At 54.8% G+C, this 20,197-nt stretch carries 20 protein-coding genes; 7 read left to right on the top strand and 13 right to left on the bottom strand.

What is annotated here, in order from left to right; translation table 11 throughout:
* Positions 1-114 precede the first annotated feature (114 nt).
* The 3 genes from ACWFUC_RS25285 to ACWFUC_RS25295 form a co-directional block, all read right to left on the bottom strand.
* Complete coding sequence (locus ACWFUC_RS25285) at positions 115-1,737, bottom strand: methyl-accepting chemotaxis protein (RefSeq protein ID WP_489637402.1); 1,623 nt, start codon at positions 1,735-1,737, stop codon at positions 115-117.
* A gap of 153 nt (positions 1,738-1,890) precedes the next feature.
* Positions 1,891-2,391: a Csu type fimbrial protein gene (locus tag ACWFUC_RS25290; RefSeq protein WP_489637403.1), complete on the bottom strand. Its 501-nt coding sequence runs from the start codon at positions 2,389-2,391 to the stop codon at positions 1,891-1,893.
* A 1,262-nt stretch (positions 2,392-3,653) separates the two neighbouring features.
* Entirely contained in the window at positions 3,654-3,911 is a 258-nt protein-coding gene (locus ACWFUC_RS25295) for a hypothetical protein (protein ID WP_489637404.1), read from the bottom strand.
* Between the two features lie 624 nt (positions 3,912-4,535).
* Between ACWFUC_RS25295 and ACWFUC_RS25300 the strand changes: the two genes are divergently transcribed.
* Positions 4,536-6,014, top strand: a complete 1,479-nt coding sequence (locus tag ACWFUC_RS25300; protein ID WP_489637405.1) for a PAS domain S-box protein — start codon at positions 4,536-4,538, stop codon at positions 6,012-6,014.
* 919 nt (positions 6,015-6,933) lie between these two features.
* On the opposite strand, the gene ACWFUC_RS25305 is transcribed toward ACWFUC_RS25300, so the two are convergent.
* The gene (locus tag ACWFUC_RS25305) at positions 6,934-8,241 is read right to left on the bottom strand and encodes a type II toxin-antitoxin system HipA family toxin (RefSeq protein ID WP_489637406.1); all 1,308 of its coding nucleotides are present in this window, start codon (positions 8,239-8,241) and stop codon (positions 6,934-6,936) included.
* Between the two features lie 121 nt (positions 8,242-8,362).
* Complete coding sequence (locus ACWFUC_RS25310) at positions 8,363-8,974, bottom strand: HAD family hydrolase (protein WP_489637407.1); 612 nt, start codon at positions 8,972-8,974, stop codon at positions 8,363-8,365.
* 466 nt (positions 8,975-9,440) lie between these two features.
* Here ACWFUC_RS25310 and ACWFUC_RS25315 point away from each other — a divergent pair, with 466 nt between their 5' ends.
* Positions 9,441-9,788, top strand: a complete 348-nt coding sequence (locus ACWFUC_RS25315; RefSeq protein WP_489637408.1) for a helix-turn-helix domain-containing protein — start codon at positions 9,441-9,443, stop codon at positions 9,786-9,788.
* 146 nt (positions 9,789-9,934) lie between these two features.
* Here ACWFUC_RS25315 and ACWFUC_RS25320 read toward each other — a convergent pair whose 3' ends face one another.
* Genes ACWFUC_RS25320 through ACWFUC_RS25330 form a run of 3 tightly spaced genes read right to left on the bottom strand, consistent with a single transcriptional unit; the run spans position 9,935 to position 11,142 of the window.
* On the bottom strand, positions 9,935-10,261 hold the full coding sequence (locus ACWFUC_RS25320) for an integrase core domain-containing protein (protein WP_489637409.1): 327 nt from the start codon (positions 10,259-10,261) through the stop codon (positions 9,935-9,937).
* Entirely contained in the window at positions 10,245-10,784 is a 540-nt protein-coding gene (locus ACWFUC_RS25325; protein WP_489637410.1) for a DDE-type integrase/transposase/recombinase, read from the bottom strand. The genes ACWFUC_RS25320 and ACWFUC_RS25325 overlap by 17 nt, the downstream gene beginning before the upstream one ends.
* Positions 10,720-11,142: a transposase gene (locus ACWFUC_RS25330; RefSeq protein ID WP_489637411.1), complete on the bottom strand. Its 423-nt coding sequence runs from the start codon at positions 11,140-11,142 to the stop codon at positions 10,720-10,722. The genes ACWFUC_RS25325 and ACWFUC_RS25330 overlap by 65 nt, the downstream gene beginning before the upstream one ends.
* Positions 11,143-11,309: 167 nt before the next feature.
* Between ACWFUC_RS25330 and ACWFUC_RS25335 the strand changes: the two genes are divergently transcribed.
* On the top strand, positions 11,310-11,585 hold the full coding sequence (locus ACWFUC_RS25335; RefSeq protein ID WP_489637630.1) for a helix-turn-helix domain-containing protein: 276 nt from the start codon (positions 11,310-11,312) through the stop codon (positions 11,583-11,585).
* A gap of 230 nt (positions 11,586-11,815) precedes the next feature.
* Here ACWFUC_RS25335 and ACWFUC_RS25340 read toward each other — a convergent pair whose 3' ends face one another.
* On the bottom strand, positions 11,816-11,986 hold the full coding sequence (locus ACWFUC_RS25340) for a hypothetical protein (RefSeq protein WP_489637412.1): 171 nt from the start codon (positions 11,984-11,986) through the stop codon (positions 11,816-11,818).
* On the opposite strand from ACWFUC_RS25340, the gene ACWFUC_RS25345 reads away from it, so the two are divergent.
* Both ACWFUC_RS25345 and ACWFUC_RS25350 read left to right on the top strand, forming a co-directional pair.
* Positions 11,975-12,472, top strand: a complete 498-nt coding sequence (locus ACWFUC_RS25345; RefSeq protein ID WP_489637631.1) for a type IV pilus twitching motility protein PilT — start codon at positions 11,975-11,977, stop codon at positions 12,470-12,472. The genes ACWFUC_RS25340 and ACWFUC_RS25345 overlap by 12 nt on opposite strands.
* An 85-nt stretch (positions 12,473-12,557) precedes the next feature.
* Positions 12,558-13,043: a glutathione peroxidase gene (locus ACWFUC_RS25350; protein ID WP_039786962.1), complete on the top strand. Its 486-nt coding sequence runs from the start codon at positions 12,558-12,560 to the stop codon at positions 13,041-13,043.
* A gap of 13 nt (positions 13,044-13,056) precedes the next feature.
* Here ACWFUC_RS25350 and ACWFUC_RS25355 read toward each other — a convergent pair whose 3' ends face one another.
* The 4 genes from ACWFUC_RS25355 to ACWFUC_RS25370 form a co-directional block, all read right to left on the bottom strand.
* A complete protein-coding gene (locus ACWFUC_RS25355) occupies positions 13,057-13,437 on the bottom strand; it encodes a gamma-glutamylcyclotransferase family protein (protein WP_209567588.1) in 381 nt (126 codons plus the stop codon).
* 35 nt (positions 13,438-13,472) lie between these two features.
* Positions 13,473-14,369 carry a phosphate/phosphite/phosphonate ABC transporter substrate-binding protein gene (locus tag ACWFUC_RS25360; RefSeq protein ID WP_489623731.1) on the bottom strand — a complete coding sequence of 299 codons (897 nt, stop codon included), beginning with the start codon at positions 14,367-14,369 and terminating at the stop codon, positions 13,473-13,475.
* A complete protein-coding gene (locus ACWFUC_RS25365) occupies positions 14,366-16,651 on the bottom strand; it encodes a bifunctional diguanylate cyclase/phosphodiesterase (RefSeq protein WP_489623732.1) in 2,286 nt (761 codons plus the stop codon). Before ACWFUC_RS25365 ends, ACWFUC_RS25360 begins: the two co-directional genes overlap by 4 nt.
* A gap of 265 nt (positions 16,652-16,916) precedes the next feature.
* The gene (locus ACWFUC_RS25370) at positions 16,917-18,044 is read right to left on the bottom strand and encodes a sigma-54-dependent Fis family transcriptional regulator (protein WP_489623733.1); all 1,128 of its coding nucleotides are present in this window, start codon (positions 18,042-18,044) and stop codon (positions 16,917-16,919) included.
* A 192-nt stretch (positions 18,045-18,236) separates the two neighbouring features.
* On the opposite strand from ACWFUC_RS25370, the gene ACWFUC_RS25375 reads away from it, so the two are divergent.
* Positions 18,237-19,178, top strand: coding sequence for a LysR family transcriptional regulator (locus tag ACWFUC_RS25375; protein WP_489623734.1), 942 nt, complete (start codon positions 18,237-18,239; stop codon positions 19,176-19,178).
* A gap of 219 nt (positions 19,179-19,397) precedes the next feature.
* Positions 19,398-20,147 carry a DEAD/DEAH box helicase family protein gene (locus ACWFUC_RS25380; protein ID WP_489637413.1) on the top strand — a complete coding sequence of 250 codons (750 nt, stop codon included), beginning with the start codon at positions 19,398-19,400 and terminating at the stop codon, positions 20,145-20,147.
* Positions 20,148-20,197: the final 50 nt, after the last annotated feature.

The raw sequence follows: 20,197 nt of genomic DNA on the forward strand, positions 1-20,197 counted from the left end.
CTAATCCTTTGAATTTTATATGTTTTAAGCCACCAGTAACGCTATTTCGTAATCAGCAGCTCCCCAAAAAAATCGCCCGCACGAAGCGGGCTATTTGCCATGATTCTGTTCTTTTCAACCTAGTGCCAAGGTTCTAGCACCCATCCCCGTGTTTCTTCCAACGCCGGCGACAGTCGCGAAGCTTTGCGCATTATCGAGCTTGAATGTAGAGACCAAGCCAGCCAATTCACCCGCCTGCTCCATCATCGCATTCGCAGCAGCAGCGGCCTCTTCGACCAACGCAGAATTCTGTTGAGTTGCTTCGTCCATGTGGGTAATTGCGAGATTGACTTGAGTGATTCCGTGACTCTGCTCCTGACTCGCATGGGAAATTTCCGCCACCACATCGGTCACCCGCTTGACACTGGTGACCACATTTTCCATGGTCATCCCAGCTTGCTCGACCAAGCTGCTACCCTGGTCAATCTGCGCCACGGAATCGTTGATCAGTTCGGTGATTTCTTTTGCCGCCGTCGCACTCCTTTGCGCCAAGCTACGGACCTCCGATGCAACGACCGCAAAACCACGCCCCTGCTCACCGGCTCTTGCTGCCTCAACGGCTGCATTCAATGCCAAGATATTTGTCTGGAACGCAATTCCGTCAATCACGCTAATGATATCGACGATCTTTCGTGAGGAAGCATTAATACCTGCCATTGTGCTAACTACCTTGCCGACCACCTCACCACCTTGGGTGGCAACGTTAGAAGCGGAGACCGCCAGCTCACTCGCCTGCTTGGCGTTATCAGCGTTTTGCTTCACGGTGGACATCAGTTCTTCCATCGCTGAAGCTGTCTCTTCCAATGCCCCTGCCTGCTGTTCCGTGCGCGAGGACAAATCCAAGTTGCCTGTTGCGATTTCGGTAGATGCCTGTTCGATGGCGTGTGTGCCTTCTCTTACCCTCCCCACGATTCCGACTAAGCTATCGCGCATCTTCTTGATGGCGAACAGCAAACTGGTCGTGTCGCCGTCTTTCACGTTTACTTCGGAGGTCAGGTCGCCAGCTGCGATCTGCTGAGCAATATCTGCAGCGTAAGCGGGCTCTCCGCCAAGCTGCCTCAAGAGTCCCCGTGTGATTGCGAACGCAACAAGTACAGAAATGAGGGCCACTATGGCTGTCAACACGGCTACTACCACAGAGGCCTTCGCTGCGAGGTCGATGGTGGCGTCATGTGCCTTAGCATTTTCTGCGTCTACTTCGTCGATAACCTTGTTGATATCGATTACTATCTGGCGGCGCAGTGGGCTACACTCATTAACCAGAAAATCGCGAAACTGCTCCGACTTTCCGCCTTCACGATAGATACGTGGACGTTTCAACTCTTCAGCCATCTGCAAAAGGCCCACACGGACCTTCTCAAAGCCCTTGTCGCCGGCGAAATGCGGCTCCATGTCTTTGAGCGCCTTGAGATAGATCTGCTTCTGTTCATCAACGATCGCCAGCTCCTTTTGCGCATCTGCATCACTTCTGAAGACGTAGGCATTGCGAGCGGCGAGACCCGTTTGATCTAAAGCTTCTCTCGCGAGATAGAGTGGCACCAAGCGCTGATCCTGTACCGCATCGGCCGCCCTGATGGATACGGTGAGTGAATTGATGCTACCTAATGCTATTCCCGCCAGTAGAACCGCTAGCGTTACCAATGCTGTGAAAGCCGACGCCAGTTTGGTCCCGATCTTCATATTCTTGAGCGCATTCATATATTTCCACTAGGTTAAATACGGGCATTTTTGACATCTGCTGCATGCCGGCTGCTACCGGTGCCCGATAATTTGGGAACAGCTCAACGGGCGATTAGTGAGACGTTCAATCCGCGGCAAAGCGTCATTCGGCTCGGTGCCGCGATTTACGATTTAGTAGGTGAGTGTCACAGTCACGGTATCCGAGTAGGCACCGGCCAGCGGCGTCTGAGCCGCCGGGATCTGGCCATAGACGGTCAGGGTCTGGGTCAGGCCGGAACCGGTGCCGGTCAGGGTATCGGTGCCGATGGTCGAACCCCAGTTGTTGCTGCGGGCCGAGTCGCGGTACAGCGCATAGTTCAGGGTGCCGCCGCCGGCTGCGCTCATCTTTCGGTTGTTCACGCTGGCACCGGTGCCGGTACCGGCGTCCAGACCGACATTGTAGGCCGTGCCGTTGGTACAGAGCACGGTTATGGTGCCGGACTGGTTGACCACGCTCTGGGTGTAGGCACCGAAGGCAATGGCCGAACCGACCACGGTACAAGCGGCGACCACCGAGGCGGTGATGGTCAGCGTGCCGCTGGCGGTAGCACCGAAGGAAGCTGGTGCGCTGGAAGCCAGGACGACAGCGGCGATGGAAGCAGCGACGATGCGATTTTTCTTGATGAAGAACATTTTGTTTCTCCTGGTCTGGCTGCCCCGTCCTCGCCCCTTGCAAGAACTTCCCCGTGCAGCGGTGGTATGGAGATACTGTAATTTCTAAAGAGCTCACCTAACATCCGGGAATTCCCTACCGCGCTAGAAATTTAGTTAAGGAAAAACCTGAAAAGTAAGAAGAACTGGACTTAAGCTTATCGCTATGCTTCGGCAACTCATCACAGGATGGTCACCGTCAGACTATCCAAATGCCTCCCGATCCGATGCTCTAATTGATGGCACCACTTCCAGACATCTAAAACCTAAGCGAAGCTATGAGAACAGCGATCAAGGCAGAGGCAATGACGGTCAGCAGGAAGGTAGTCAACATGATGATCTCCTAGAATGAGTTCATCTTAGGCAGCTTCCTCCCTGGTGGCTGTAGTGGTTTCCCCCAGCAAGCACTCAGACAGGTCAGGAATTTCCCGGGTGCCTAATCGTCCGAGCTTGCAAAAATTGCAAGATGATTGAGCGATATCGGTCGTTGAGGTCGATGGATTCGCGGATGAGCGTTATCGGGATTGCCCACTACCCGAGATTACGGCTGTCGCAAGCGGCTCTTAAAAGCGGCTCGGCATTCGCAATTGGCTGCAAAAATTTCGCTCGGCAACTGCAAATCGAGCCGCGTCCTAACTGGCCCTGCGACCCGCCGGATTTTTGAATTGCGGAGCAATAATTACCTTAACCCTCTGATTTTTATCGTTTTCCTCGCAGATTTGTAATCAGTAGGTCGACGGTTCGATTCAGCCCATCAGCACCAGCACATAAGGGTTTCCGGCTTATGCCGGAAACCGATTTGGGTAACAGGTCTCTACGTGGGTAATAGAATTGCCCTCGGCGAGGTTTATGGCCGCGCTATTTGGTAGCTGATGCCCACGAGCGAGTTCGCGTCGAAGTGAGCTCCAAGGATTTCTCGGTGATTAGTAATTTCTTACCAAGAGTTTGTGCAAAAGTGTCAATATGGCAAGAAATTACAAGATGGCTACAGTAAGCCGATCTGAACGCTTTCGATTGACATCAAAGCAACCGATAATACCCTTGGATTGAGTTCGTTCTACGTTAACCTATGCCCAGGAGGCCGATCATTACACAGGCTTCGTTCATCTCGCTTTCTCCATCATCCTCATGCGACGCTATTTATGAAATGGGTTCTAGCGTCACAATGACAGAAACGTACATCAGAAAGCGACGAGGTCAAAAAGTCTCACCTACCAAATAAGTAAGCCGCCATGATTGGCGGCTTACTTTTTTCGGGCAGGCACCTTTTTATCAAGGTTCTCCAATTTCCAGACTTGCAAAATTCCCTTGGCTATTGCGTGCGCAATAGCCCCCTCGGCCGATGTATAAATCCCGTCAAGCGACTCGACCAATTTTGTCACCTCACCGCGTTGGACCACAATTTCTTCGGGGTGCCATTTACCGTCCTCAGCGCACGAGACGGTCACACGATAGCAATTTTCAGAGGTCGAACTTTTCAGCTCGAAGATTTGAGTTTGCATTTCCTGACACCAATGGTGAGCCAAACGCTCAACTTTCTTGCAAAAATAATCTCACGAAAACGTCAGGATGTCGTGTGAAATTAAGCGATTGTTTTTTGACAACATCCGCTAAGTGTAAAAATTGCGAAGCAAAAACAGAATTGCGAAGCAAAAGAAAAAGGCTCTCCGTTCGGAGAGCCTTTTAAATACTGATGCTGGCTGCAGGACTTGAACCCGCCACCCCCTGATTACAAGTCCGGCGCGAAGCTCAATTGTATCAAATACTTAGCTCAATTTTTGCTTCGCAATTGGGAAATTTAGCACCGCGCAAGCCCTTTCTGGGCAGCGATCATTTCCAAATTGCGAAGCGGAATTTTGGTTCGCAGGTGCGAATGTTTGCTACAGCTGCCAATGCCCACTCGGGGGCTGACTCTTCTACCAGCATAAACACCGGTTTGGCTAGCTTAAATTAATGCTTCTCATTCAGATAAAGTCATATTTTTAACATTTCTTCCGAAAAAAAATGTTAAAAATGAGGGCGCAAAGACCGCCTATTCGGAGAATTGAATTAATTAAAGCTCTGTAGCCTGCATCACAAGCGAGGTTGACAGTGAATTCAATAATCCGACACAAGCTAACGAGAAAATGATGCTGCCTAAACTATTTCGAGCGAAGTCCAATCGCTCAGCCGCTTTCACGGCGGTAACTCAGCAAACAATTTTGCTTGAGCGTGAAGTTCTAGAACTCGCTCTAAATGCCGTTGTGGTTATTGATGGTCAAAACCGAGTGATATTTTTCAACCACGCCGCAGAGAAGCTATGGGGCTACGAACGAGCCGAAGTGTTGGACCAGAATGTGAAAATGCTGGTTCCGCACATGATTCAGTCCATACACGACAAGTATGTGAACAGCAACCGTCAAACGCACAACGATAAAATCGTTGGCACCTTCCGCGAGGTTCAGCTAGAAAGAAAAGACGGAAAAGTCCTGTGGGTCAATTTGGCGTTGTCCCGTATCGCTGCAAATGGTGGCGATTACTATGCGGCCTTTGTTCGTGACATTTCCGACGAGGTTTCTAACCGCGATATTATCAATCAAACCTTGGAACAAGCCCTTGATGCAGTTGTGTCAATTGATGAAAAAAACAACGTCATCTTCTTCAATTACTCTGCGGAAAAACTATGGGGCTATAACCGCTCCGAGGTACTAGGCCAAAATGTGAAAATGCTGGTTCCGCAAATGATCCAGTCGAAACATGATAGCTACGTCAATGCTAACCGGAACACTGGTCATAATAAAATTGTTGGCTCAAGCCGTGAAGTTGAGCTTGAACGAAAAGACGGCAAAAAAGTTTGGGTCAGCCTGGCCCTGTCAAGGATCGAGCTACAAGCCGGGCTTGGTTACACGGCATTTATTCGGGACATTTCTGCCGAACGAGACGCCCGAGAAGTCATTAACCAAACACTGGAACAAACTATTGATGCGGTAGTCACGATTGACCACAATAACTGCGTAACCTTTTTCAATAAGGCCGCTGAAACTCTATGGGGAATAAAGCGAAGCGAAGTCCTAGGAACGAATGTCAAAAAACTTGTTCCCGCAGCCATTCAATCGAAACATGACAACTACGTGAATGCCAACCGCTCGACGGGCCAAGATAAGATTGTTGGCACCACGCGGGAAGTTCCCATTGAACAATCCGACGGTTCCCAAAAATGGGGGAACCTCTCGCTATCCAGAGTAAAGATTGGCTCCGAAACCTTCTACACGGGTTTCATTAAAGACGTGACGATCGAAGTTGCCCACCGACAAACAATGCAAGATCTTATGGCGAAGATCGCGCAGTCAAGCACTCGTATCCGTGATTTTGTTTACATGATTAACAAAATATCTTTTCAGACCAATATCCTGTCGCTGAACGCTGCGATTGAAGCCGCGCGAGCAGGGTCAGCAGGCAGAGGATTCGCGGTCGTTGCCCAAGAAGTTCGGTCACTTGCAGGCGAGTCGGCCCAATCTGCCAAGGAAATCAACAACGTCGTCGACAATATGCAGCTACTTTTAGACGACTTGACGAACATACTGCAAGCATTAGCGGACGGCAGTTCGCAGAACGTCAACCACTGATGGGGTGCTTTTTCTTGCGAGCCAAAGTTCTTCTCTCAGCATGATGAACACTTTCGATAGGGCCCCATGCCAAGGCCAAATTTTGGATGGTATTAGCAGGGCAGTAAGCTTTTTTTATATGGTTCGGATTTTCCATTGTGTCGATCAAAGCCGACTACTGGGTGCGTCAAAATGCGTCAAATTTAATGTTCGCGAAATAGTTTGCTGGGCCAGGCTGGGCGGGATTTCGCACGTGGCGCAAATTTGAGTCAAAACCGATCTATGTAGCGGGCAGGCGCGGGGTGGGGGCAACCGCGCGCGCCGAGCCAAAAAGAACAAGGAAATTATATTTTCGATAACATCCTCACCCCTCCCTCTCCGCCCCGGCTCGAGCATCCTCAGGACGCAGAGGGGCCCCTGACAGCCCCTTTCATCATCCGTTCGAGAAAATGCTATCCCCCCCCCCATCAAGGCGTACACCAGTGCATGGGGCGCGATATGAAGGTAGCGCTCTCATCATGCGATGCCAAGGAACGCCCTCATCGGGTACAGCGGGAGGTATCAGAGGCCTGGCGGGCCAGCGGGTCTACAGAGCGCTGTGTGGACATCTCCCGCAATACGGTTCGACGTTATATTCGGTCAGCCGCGATCGAACCAGCATACCCAGCAAGGCATTCGCCTAGTTCTCTTGATGAGTTTACTCCCAGGCTCTCCGCTTGGCTGAGCGCTGAATCCGTTAAATTTCGCAAGCAACGAAGAACCCTGAAACAGATGTTCCTGGATCTGAGAGAACTGAGATATGAGGGGTCGTACGACCGTGTGGCCGCCTTTGGTAGACGGTGGAAGGTGGGTCAAATGGAGAGGGTCAAATCCGCGAGCAAATCAACAATGCAGTTACCTCATCTCCGAAATTCACAGATCCCGTCAGTCCCGCCTATGGTTAATTGAGGCTGACGGCCAAAGGCAATGTGCGCAAGCGGCCGAGAATCTCATTTCTGATCCTATCTGGAACATCCGAAGTTTGAAGTGCAGTGGGCCAGCGATCGAGCGCCAATTCCACTGCGCGCTTTACCGCCACCTTCACAGCCAATTGAGCGATTCCGGCCTCTTGAGCTACGGCACAATATAAATCTAAAGTTTCCTCGCGTTGAAACTTGTCTATCGCAACGTTATTGTGTAGCAACCTGAAATTTGGAAGCGCGGATAAGCAAACAATGTCGTAGGCCGGAGAGAGTTCTGGAAAGATTCCGTGTCGATATAGAACGCTGTGGTTTTTCAAATGCGCGTCAGAATTTCCAATGAGCGTGTTGACGGCCTGACGCATAAAAAACTGCTGAATATCGGAGATACCTTTTGTGCCCAGTCGATTTAGCATCTGAAGGAACAAAACAAATTTACTGACACCTGCGTACTTCTGACCAGGCAACATTCCAAGGAATTGACAAGCATCTTCGATATGCACTGGTCCTTCCGGGCTACGGTCAAAACGGTCCACTGCAAGGAAATGTGTATTCGGTCCAAGTTGCCGGACTAAATCAGGCAATCCGACTATTTCGCTCATGGGAACTAGTCGGCATTGGGCGACGTTTATTTCTGCTAATCGAGCCAATGTCATGCACAGATACTCGTTTCTTACCTGGGAGTCGTCTTCAACCTTTGGTAACTTCGCGACAACGTTCGAAAGTTCTCCTGTCTGAGGTGTTCGGTAAAGCTGGTCGTCGTGAGAGTAGAGAAGCGCAAGCTTATCTTGAACCCCAGAAAGCAAGGCTCCTCCGGCAATAGCCCCCTCCGGAGCGATCGGGGCCCATACTTTGGAGTAGCCATCAATTTCCATCTTTGATAGGGATGGCGGGAGCTTGGTGAGATCTGCCGGAACTGCGATTATCGCTCCCGGCAAGTCTTGACCTGCGGCGGCCAATATTCCAAAGTCATCTTTGTCCTTATCCTCCCTTCGCGTTGCTGCCAGCCTTAAGCGCAATGCCCCCTCGGACATTAACCCTGCAAAAAACGGAGGCATCTGCTTAAGTTCGCGATATAGGGGTGGATCAGTATGGCTATCTACTGAGCTACGACAAAGTGCTTCACCACCAGGCATTACGATAGACGCTGATAAGGTGGCTCGATGCCTATCATCTAGATAGTCCTCGGTGGCAATGAATCTGCTAGTTCCCTCAAGCTCACAGAGCCAACCAACATGAACACTATGAAGCCATATCTCCAGATAGCGAGGCGATAGTGTCTTATTCACGTGAATCCGGAAATTTGAATCTGATCAGGCCCTGAAAGAGCAGCGTCCAGATTGAGATTTTGATGTCTATATTAAATAGTGAGGCCGGAGTCGATGGCGGCATCAATGTCAGCCACATTAGCTATCTCTGCAGATAGATGCGACGTGCTAACCACCAATCAGCAAATTCGGCAAAACACGTATGCTTAGAATCCACTAAACCTAAATCCTCACCGACGTTTGGGCTACCGGCAGAATCACGTGAAATTAAAGCAGCATGAATTTGCGATGGAATTCCCCGCATGAAGGGCAAATAGTCGTCAACGAATGCTACAGGGGCTATTTCAGACAGCACTGGAGCTTTTGGACTAACTAGGCCATCAATTCCCTCGGTGCAAAATACCCGCTCAATAGGAAAGCCCAGTTCACGTAGGTTTCTTTCCCGGGCTTGTCTAAAGCAGGGATCTATGGCGCTGATACAGACTAGGTTGAATCCTGCGTTTTCTAATCGCAAACATGCCTCGATTGCACCGTCATAGGCCGGTAGAGAACTCCAAAATGATTCATCGAAATGGGATCGAAAGTACTCCAATCTGGAACCCGTAAGATGTTCGACTCGCCACCGTTCTCTGGGCCAATAGGCATCAGGATTTCGTATAGCTGGCAGCACACCGAATGCACGCTGCCAAACAACGGCATACGCGGCGTTATAGTTCAGCAGGACTCCATCAACGTCAATGGCAATAGTGCTCAAAGCTCGGTCGCCGGCAAGGATGGATGAATTGGGAATCCTGTTACAGCGTTGCCAATGATCTGATGCGGAGAAGTCATGTCAGATTCAAAAAGGTAATGCTCCAGGTCGTGAGACCATGTGTCGATTAGTAATTTTGCCCAATGTGCAAATTGCTCTATGGGTTCACTTCCTCGCAGCGGGATATTGCGATTGTTTCGGTTTCCAGGGGCTCGACGCCACTCCACCGTCAAACTACCATCGACCTTCATGGAGATGGCTTTAACTTTCTTAGAGGCACCACCAACTCCGATGTAAGTTGATAGTGGCCGAATATCGCAGACATTCATTGGGTACAGTAATCAGACAATACGGCTAACTGAGAGTCACAGGAAAATCATGAAGCTCTGTATTCTTCGTGGAAGAAGGGAAGAACGGATACTAAGGAAGTCTTAGTACAACGTCAATAGCATCCTAAGACACTCTTAGGATGGTTTCGAAAAAAGACACTTCTGGCGTTTTCCCGCGGCGGCTAAAGAGCGCTAGGCAGGCTGCTGGTCTCACCCAATTTGATTTGGGAGTGTCGGCTGGTATAGATGAATATTCTGCAAGCCCGAGGATCAATCAGTACGAGCGGGGAGTTCATATACCTGATCAGGGAACCTCCCTCCGCCTAGCGAAGGCCTTGGATGTGCCGCTCAGCTACCTTTTCGAGCCAAATGAACAATTGGCCGAATTTGTCCTATTAGCCGCGAGGCTTACGAAGGATGATTTGAAAAAATTGACCTCATATCTTAGGGAAGCTCTCGGAGAAACAGGCGATCTGCGATCAGACTGATATTTCAGGAGATTTTTTTCGTGTGATTGGATTTTTCATGTGTGAAATTCCATGATATGCGCGACTATTCCTAGATATGCGCACGTTCTGACTATATCCCAAGGCGTCATTGCGAATAAGCAGCCTCTCTGTTTGAAAAAACTGAATCACTTTTGGAGTGAACCCCTCGGGCTGGACCAAGGTTTATCGATAAACGAAGCCGCTTGCCGAGCAAGTAGTGCTTCGAACTGGTTAGGTGATTGATTGCCCAGCGCCGAGTGCATACGCCGTGCGTTGTAAGTCTCTTCGATGAAGTACGGCAGTCTCGCTGCCACGTCATCGAATTTTTCATATCCGGCCAGACAAACCTCTTCGACCTTAAGCGTCTTCATGAAGCTCTCCGCCTGCGCGTTGTAATATGGATTGGCTGGCGCACTCATCGATCTTATCAGACCAAATTCCTCCAAAGAATCCCGGTTATAAGGCACTGGCATATTGGCGCCCACGATCCGTATGGTGAATGCAAGTGCCGGGCGCCGGCTTGCGAATTCTGTAAGCGACCGTCAGCGCGGCCAGTGCCAAAGGCGTGTCGATCCGCTTAGATAGAGCGTAGCCGATTACCTTGCGGCTGCAAGCATCCAAAACAACGGCCAGGTAGACAAAGCCGGATGCTATTAGGATGTAGGTGATATCGGCAACCCAGACACGATCTGGCTCAGTTGGAATGATGTTCTGATAGTGATTAAGAAAGACGGCGACGTCAGTTTCAGAGCCGGCCACCGGCTTGAACCTGCGCCGATGATGGCCGTATACCTCTTGCTCAAGCATGATCCTGACTACGCGCTTGTGATAGACCATATGCCTGCGTGCCCTCAATTCCTTCGTGATTCGACGATAGCCATAGCCCGGGAATACATCGTGGATGTCTTCTATCAGATGGGCCAGCTCAGCATCACCGAATGCGGCAGTAGCCGGCCTGGGCTGATAATAGTAGGTGCTGCGCGGCAGATCGACCATTTGGCATCCTCGTCGGAGGAGCAGGCTTGGGGCCGCTGATGATCGCTGAGTTCTCGCTATTGCTGACGAGTCGTAGGCGTGGCGTTTTTTTAAGGCGATCCAACTCCATCGTCATCTGGCCTACCTTCCGTTCCAACGCGGCAATATGTGCCTCGTACTCTGCAACCTTCGACGCAGCAGCATCTTCTGCATCCAGCTCACCGCGATCAAACTGCACTAGCCACATCTGCATGAGATTGGCCGACAAGTTATGAGTCTTGAGCGCCTCGCGTCGCCCTATCTTGCCGCTGCGAATATCGCTGCATATCTGTATCTTGAATTGCGGGCTGTGCCGCCGATATGGACCTCGTGATGCCATGATGTCGCTCCTCCTGAGAAGGCTCGACAAGCGTATCACTTCAGCTCCGGGCCTTGGTCCAGCGCGAGGGGGTCACTGCATTTTCCAGGAAATTTGCATCCTAAGTTGACCCATGTTTAGACCGTAATCCTGCTCATGATAGCGAGCGGGAGAACGGAGTGATAGACGTGGCCCTACTTGGAATTATTCGACGTTGGTACATCAGAGGCCACATCTCAATTCGGGAAATCGCCCGCAGGCTCGAAATTTCCCGCAAGACAGTTCGTCCCTACACTTGTGTCGAGGTAAGCGAACCCTCTTATCCACCAAGGCATTCGCCAAGATCTCTTGATCCCATCGCCCCCCAAACTTTCCACTTGGTTATGCGCAGAGGCGATCAAATCTCGCAAGCAAAGAAGGACCCTGAAATGGATGTTCCTGGACTTAAAAGAGCTGGGATATGAATGGTCGTATGACTGCGTAGCTGCCTTCAGCAGGCAATGGAAGGTGGGTCAAATGGAAAGGGTCAAATCCGCGAGCAAATCAACAAAGTGGTGGCTAAAACAAATTTAAACGTTTGCGGAGGGGGCTAACTACGATCACTCGCGACAGCAACTGACCCGAACATGTTCCATGTAGAAAATATTGCAAGGAATTGTCAAAACAATACCAAATACCCTGACCAGCGTTGCAATCATGTAGTGAAAGTGAAAATCTCTCTATTTACCTCAAATGTTGCAAAGTGCCAACTACACTCTTGGGAAATGGATATGTTTTTATCTTTTTCCGTTAAAAAAGCAAAACCATCGAATTCCTGCACGCGCCCAGCCGCGCCCTGGTCAGCCAGCGCGAGATCGGCACCCACGTCGCCAGCTTCGCGCAGGCCCTGCGGGCGGCGCTGCGCGAGGATCCGGATGTCTTGCTGGTCGGCGAGCTGCGTGATACGGAGACCATCCGCCTGGCCCTGACCGCCGCCGAGACCGGCCATCTGGTACTGGCCACGCTGCATGCGGCCTCGGCCGCGCGGGCAGTGGATCGCATCATCGATGCCTTCCCCGAAGGCGAGAAGGACACCGCGCGCGCCCTGCTGGCCGAGGCACTGCAGGGCGTGGTCGCGCAGGTCCTGCTGCCGTCCGCTGACGGTGCCGCACGGGTGGCGGCCCATGAAGTGCTGGTGGCCACGGCGGCGGTGCGCAACCTCATCCGCGAGGGACGCAGCGCGCAACTGCTTTCGGCCATGCAGGCCGGTGCCGCGCAGGGCATGCAGACACTGCCGGCGAGCCTGTCGCTGCTGGTGCAACAGGGCCGCATCAGTGCGGCGAGCGCACGCGAACACGGCCTGCAGGCCTGATCCCCGGTACGGGCGGCCCCGAGCAAGCCCGCCCGCAGCGGTTTAGAATGGCGGCCACACCGATGCTAGCCTCAAGGAACGATCCATGACCACTCTCTACGATTTCCAGCCCAAGCTGGCCGACCAGACGCCCTTCCCGCTGGAACAGCTGCGCGGCAAGGTGCTGCTCATCGTCAATACCGCCAGCAAGTGCGGGTTCACCCCGCAATACAACGGCCTGGAAGCCATCCATCGCCAGTTCCACGCACGCGGGCTGGAAGTGATGGGCTTCCCCTGCAACCAGTTCGGGGCGCAGGAGCCGGGCAATGCCGAGGAAATCGGTGCCTTCTGCGAAAAGAATTACGGCGTGAGCTTTCCGCTGTTCGCCAAGATCGATGTCAATGGCGACCAGGCCGATCCGCTCTACCAGTACCTGAAGAAGGAAGCACCGGGCCTCCTGGGCAGCAAGGCCATCAAATGGAATTTCACCAAGTTCCTGGTGCGCCGTGACGGCACCGTCTTCAAGCGCTACGCGCCGCAGACGCGCCCTGAGGAAATGATTTCCGATATCGAAACGCTGCTGGCCGAATAAACCAGTCCACTCTTCATGCCGGCCAGCAGCCCTCGTGCAGCTCGCGCCCGGCAGCGGCCAGCGCGGCCGGCATGAAATACGCATGGGCCATCAGCAAGCGGCCCGGCTGCGCAGGGTCCGGCGCTTCAAGCTCCACCTCGATCTCCTGCCGCGTGTAGAGCACCGGCACTTCCTCGAAGCGGTCCAGCTGCGCCATCATCGTCTCGGGCACTTCCCAGACTTCACCGGCGATGCGGCACGGCCCCTGCTGCCACACCAGCGCCGGATAATGCGGCAAGGCCACCAGCCGCCAGCACTGCACGCTGCGGGCCGGGGCCACGAACTGCGCACCATCCATCATGAAAGCATTGGATTGCCCGCGCTTGAGCGAACCATAGACGAACACCTTGGGCACAGCTTCTCTCCTGCAAAGCGCCGTGCAGCCCGCCGTTACGGCAATGCACGGATGATCTGGTAAGCCGCGTCGTGCACCGGCACGAAGTGGGTGGCACGCAGGTTGTCCAGAGCCAGCTTCACGCGCAGCGCGTTCTTGTCCAGGAACACTTCGCGGATCTTGTTGCGAATATCGGCGCACAGCTGGCCCCGATAGACGAAGGGGTCGAAAGGAATCGGCCCCGAACGCCATAGTACCCGCACATCGCTCTTCTTGAGTTGGCCGTCGCTGATCATGCGCGAGAGATTGGTACTGGCCACGAATGCCGCATCGGCATTGTGGTTCAGCACGGCCAAGACCGATTTCTCATGATTGCCTGAATAGCCGATGCGCGAGAAATACTGGTCGAACTGCAGCTTGTACTGGCGCGCAAAGAGGTGGCGCGGGATCAGCGCGCCGGACGTGCTGTCGGGATCGGCCAGCGCCAGCACCTTGCCCCTGAGCGAGGCCACGCTGTCATACGGTCCCTGCTGGCGCGTGATCAACAGCGCGTAATACACCGACGACACGCCTCCCTGCGCTGCAAAATTGGGCTCCACCTGCTCCATTGAGGCAAAAGGCGTAATCTGCGGATCGCCCTTGCGCGCCGTCACGTAGGACGCCGGCCCCAGCCGCGCGACATCGATGGCACCGGCGATCAGTCCCTCGATGACACCGCCGTAGGAGGTCGGGATGATCACGTCCACCGGCATCTTCAACCGTTCGCGCAATTCTTCCACCAGGGGGGCCAGGGCCGATTGCTGGTCGACGTCGCGCCCCTGCGGCACGAAGGAAAAGCGCAGCCGCTGCGGCCGTTCACAGGCGCTGCGGTTGGCGGCCATTGTCGGCATGGCCATCAGCAGGGCGCAAAGCGCAGCGGCGGCCAGGGACAGGGAAGCGATGCGGGTCTTCATGAGAAATCGAAGCTGCCTTTCTGCAGGAGCGGCACCAGCTGTGCGGCGGCGACCGGGCGTTGCAGATAGAACCCCTGCACTTCGTCGCAGCCCATCAGCTTCAGGTGCATGAGTTGTTCACGGGTTTCCACGCCCTCGGCCACCACCTTCAAGCCGAGATTGCGGGCCAGCGTGACAGTGGAAGCGACGATCATGCCGTCGCTGTTGTCGTTGCGGATGTCGCGCACGAAGGAACGGTCGATCTTGAGTGCATACACCGGCAGCGCCTTGATGTGGCTGAGGCTGGAATAGCCGGTGCCGTAGTCATCCAGGTAAATGCGCAGCCCCTCGTCGCGCAGTTTTTCCAGGGTCTGGCGCGCCTGTTCCAGGTCGGCGATGAAGCAGCTCTCGGTGACCTCGATCTCCAGCCAATGCGCGCTCAGCTGATGGCGCTGCAGGGATTCGCGCACGGTGGCGATGAGGCGCTCGTCATTCAGTTGCTTGGCCGAGACATTGATGGCCACCGGCACCAGCGGCAGCCCGTCGGCACGCCATTGCGCCAGTTGCCGGCAGACTGCCTCGATGATCCAGTGGCCCAGCGGCTGGACCAGGTCATGCGTTTCGGCCAGGCCGATGAACTCGCCGGGAAAGATCAGGCCATGCTCAGGATGCTGCCAGCGGATCAGCGCTTCCATGCCGACCACGCGATAATCCTGCAGCGCGACCTTGGGCTGGTAGTGCAGGCAGAATTCGTTTTCCTTGAGGGCCTGGCGGAAGCGTCCCAGCAACTCCAGCCCGCGCACCGCAATCGCATTGAGCGAAGCGTCATAGAAACGATAGAGGCCGCTGCCGGCGCTCTTGGCGGTGTACATGGCCGAGTCGGCATTGGTCATCAGCGTGGTGATGCTCTGGCCATCGCGCGGATACAGCGCGATGCCGATGCTGGGCGCGGTTTCGACATCGCAGCCCAGCAGGTCGGGATACGGTGCGCGCAGGGCTTCGACCAGCTTGTCGGCGATTTCGGCGACCACTTCCTCGCTGCAGATCTCGGACACCAGCACCACGAATTCATCGCCGCCCAGGCGCGCCACCAGATCGTATTCGCGCACGGCCGCGCGCAGGCGGCGTGCCACTTCCTGCAGCAGGGCATCGCCCACGGCATGGCCGAGCGTGTCGTTGATGAGCTTGAACTTGTCGAGATCGAGGAAGAACAACGCATACAGGTTGCGGCTGCGCCGCGCCCGCGAGAGTTCGGTGGCGGCCAGTTCGTAGAACAGCATGCGGTTGGGGATGCCGGTCAGGTAATCGTGCGAGGCGAGCTGGTAGGCGCGGCTCTTTTCCTGTTCCAGCTGCTGGATCAGGCCGCTCTTCTCGCGCTCGGAATACAGCAGTTGCTCGTACAGGAAACGGCGACGGTGCGCCATCGCGATCAGGCCGCCCGAGAGCACCACCACCAGCAGCGAAATCAGGATCGCCTGCAGGTAATACTGCCGGTGCGCCGGCCACAGCTTGCCCAGCAATACCTGCTGGTCGCGGCTGACCACCACCGCCAGCGGGTAATGCGCCAGCCGGCGCTGCACGCCCACATGCTGGGCCGCATCACCCGGACGCAGTGCATGGATGAGACCATCGCCCTTGCCGGTCAGCAGGAAGGTGGCGTACTCCTGCCCGGCGTAGTTGGAGCCGCCCGAGAGGATGCCCCCGGCCAGCTCGGCCAGTTGCAGCCCGGCGGTGTTGATGATCTCGATACGGCTGGCACCATCCACGCTGACCTCTTCATAGGTCTTGAGGAAATAGCCCAGATCGAGAATGGCGGCGAAGAATCCCTGCAACGTGCCCTTGCCATCCTGCAAGGGAATGAGCAGCGGCACGCGCCAGCTGTAGCCGTCGCGGTTCAGGGGCGGCTTGATGATCATCTGGTTCTGTTCGCCGGTACTGGTGAGCGTACTCATGAAACCGGCATTGATGAGACGGCTCAGTTCCGGCTCGCTCTTCTGGCGTGCCGAGGAATAGACCAGCCGTCCGCGCGCATCGAACATGGCCACACGCAGGTAGGCCGAATCGCCATTGAAGAGCGGATTGAAATACGCCGAGGATGATTGCTCGCCATTGAGCATGGATTGCCCGATGCGCGAATACAGCAGGGTCTTGCCCAGCACTTCATCCAGATTGGCCGAGACGATGGCGGCCACGTTGCGGCTGTCGGCCACCGAGCCGGCGATGGCCAGCTGTTTTTCATTCTCGATGCGGATCAGCGTGAAATACCACAACAGCGACAACGCGCCGGCGGCGAGCAGCACCATCCCCGCCGACACGCCCCTGCCCGCGAGCAGTCTGGTCAGCAGCCCTTGTGGCTCGAACGATAACGGCTTACGCAATCCCCACCCGCCTGATCATGGTGCCGAGACCGGCACCTTCGCTTGTCCCTTTTTGACTGGCTGAGGGTAGCGGGCATTTATTTCAAGTGAATGACAAACGCACGAGCATTAACAGAAATTTAATGCTGGCAAGAACGCGACCGGGAGCGCTCCTGGCCCGCCGGAGTGGATATAAATGATTTAGACCGTTTCAGGCAACCGCATAGGCAGCATGCGCAGGCATGGCCTGATCGCGCACATGCGGGATATCCAGCTGCCGCAGCTTGCGGTACAGCGAGGCCCGGCACATGCCCAGTTGCCGCGAGGCGGCGGAGATGTTCCAGCGGCTGCCGTTCAGGGCTTCGATGACGCGGGTGCGTTCATCACGCCCTGGATCGGCGGCGTTGGCCTGGCTGCTGCTCCCGGCAGCCATGCGCGATGCCGGACGGTGCAGCGGCAGCACCTGCGCCAGCGTGGCGGGCTGGAACTGCATCAGTTCTTCCGGCAGATCACGCAGGGTGATGCGGCCGTCATTCATGACGGCACAGCTGTAGCGGATCACCGCATGCAGCTGGCGCAGATTGCCCGGCCAGGGATAGGCCAGCAGGCGCTGCAGGGCGGCGGGATCGAGCATGCCCTCGTCGGCCGCATGGCCAAGCTCATCGGCGATCATCTGCATCACCAGCGCACGCCGGTCGCTGCGGTCGCGCAGGGCCGGCAGGCGCAGCACGCCACCGGCGATGCGGTAATACAGGTCTTCGCGGAAGCGGCCTTCGGCGACCAGGGTCTTGAGGTCCTGGTGCGTGGCGCAGATCAGTTGCACGTCCACCGGTACCGGACGCAATGCGCCCAGCGGAATCACTTCGCGCTCGGAGAGCACGCGCAAGAGGCGTGTCTGCAGGGCGAAGGGCATGTCGCCGATTTCATCGAGGAAGAGCGTGCCGCCATCGGCCTGCTGGACCTTGCCCTTCATGCCGCCGGGCAGCGCACCGGAGAAGGCCCCCTTGGCGTAGCCGAACAATTCGCTTTCGGCCAGGCTCTCGGGGATGGAGGCGCAGTTGATGGCGATCCAGCTGGCGCGGCGGCGTGCGCTGTAGTCATGCAGGGCGCGCGCGAGGTATTCCTTGCCGGTACCGGTCTCGCCCAGGATCAGCACGGGAATGCCGCGATCGATCAGGCGCTTGCCGCGCTCGACCAGGTCGCGCATCAGCTCGTCGCCGGCGGCGAGCTGGCCGATGTCGCGATAGCGTGGCGCGTGGCGCGGGGAAGCCGAAAGGGATGCGGGGGTGAGGCAAACGTCACTGTCAGGCAAGGGCTGCGCTACCGGGGTGGTCGGCATGATGGTCTCCTGTCTTGGACTGCTTTTTTTATCGAGCCGGCTTCCCTCGGGACCGGTTCTTTATGCGCGGGAAGCCGCCTGGGGCGGGCCCGGAGACGTGTCGCAACGGCACGTCTGCGGCAAAGAATAGCCAGTCCGATCCATGACTTCCAATACAATGTACAGACAGAATCAATACCTTGAAGGTATCAAATGATCGAATTGAGACACCTCACCTATTTCCGCACCGTAGCAGAAACCCTGCATTTCGGACGCGCGGCAGAGTTGCTGCATATCTCGCAACCGCCGCTGACACGGCAGATTGCGGCGCTGGAGAGGGAGTTGGGGGCGCAATTGTTCGACCGCAGCAAACGCGCCATCCAGCTGACGTCAGCGGGCAAATATTTTTATCGCGACACCACAGAAATTTTCAAGGCACTGGAGCGGGCCAAGCGCAATGCGGCCTCGTCCAGCACCGGGCAGAGCGGTGCGCTGAAGGTGGGGTTCATGATGTCCTCGGCCTACAACATCCTGCCGGCGGTGACGCGCCATTATTCGGCGGCCTATCCGGAGGTGGACATGCGCCTGAGCGAATACGTGCCCAACCTGCTGGCCACCGACATCGAGGATGAGAAGATCGACGTGGGCATCATGTATCGCCCCGAGGATTGCCGCCGGCTCGACAGCCACACCATCTATGCCGAACCCTTGCTGGCGGTGCTGCCGCGCGGGCACCGGCTGGCGCACAAGCCCGACATCTCGGCCGCCGAGCTGGCCGAGGATGCCTTCATCAGCATTCCGCGTCCGATTGCGCCGGTGGTGTATGACCTGATCCAGCAGCATTGCCAGTTGCATGGTTTCCGTCCCCGCATCGTGCTGGAGACCAACCTGCAGCAGACCATCGTCAACCTGGTCGGTGAAGGCCTGGGCGTGGCCCTGGTGCCGACCTCGATGCAGGCCATGCATCTGGACACCACGGTCTTCAAGCCGCTCATCGGTGCGCCGACGGTGGAGGTGGCGGTGATCTGGAACCGGGAGAATACCAATCCCTGCATACGGACGTTTGCGGAGACGGCGGTGGAGGTGTGGGGAAATTTCCAGAAAGCAAACCACGCTACTTGTGAGCGCAAAATAACTTCAAAAAGAGATGTTTGATCAACCGCTTAAAACGCTATAGTTTATTGTTGACAGTACATATCACTTACGTGAATATTGGCTTAAAGACGTGCCTTTCAAAGGAAGGCGAGGTCTAGCAATCTAATTGATCACGTAAGTAATTGCATATGTCGTCGAGCCTGATTTCCGACATGAGAGCAGATTCCAGCCGGAAATATATGCTTACAGAAAATTTAGAGAATAAGAAGAGGAGGGGGAATGGTAGATTTCAGAAAGCGGCTTTCTGGAGCAGCTACGGCAAATCCGGTGAATCCAGTTGAGTTGTACGACACCCTTGACCGAGCAGTAGACAAAGGGCCGTTACGACCAGCACAAAATGCTGTTCTCACCGAATGGTTTGACAAGCGGCGTTCCAAAAAAGATGTAATTGTCAAACTACATACCGGTCAAGGAAAAACGCTAATAGGTCTGCTGATGCTTCAGTCGCGACTAAATAGCGGATCGGGGCCCGCCGTGTATTTGTGTCCAAACAATTTCCTGATTGCTCAGACTTGCGAGCAGGCAAAGCAATTCGGCATTAGGACCTGTGTTGCAGATCCCGATCTGCCTGATGACTTTGCCAATTCCAAAGCAATTTTGGTAACGTCAATACAAAAGCTGTTCAATGGCATGACGCGGTTTGGCATCTATCGAGATTCAACAGAGGTAGGCACCTTATTAATGGATGACGCGCACGCTTGTGCTGATGCCATCCGTTCACAATGCCGCATCAGAATTCCTCGGGACGACCCTGCTTATCAAAGCGTTAAAGCACTATTCGAAACTGATCTGGAAAATCAGGGAGTGGGTACCTTTGCCGATATAGAGAATGAAAAACGAGAGGCATTCCTTCCCGTCCCATACTGGTCTTGGATAGAACGAGAATCAGAAGTGGCGAAAATACTGTCTGCGTCATCCTCAAGGGCGACCGTAAAATATTCCTGGCCTTTACTTAAAAATATTTTATAGAAATGCCAATGCGTCATTTCAGGGAGCGCAATTGAGATCGAACCCTATAT

This window comes from Herbaspirillum sp. Her4 (genome assembly GCF_057961335.1).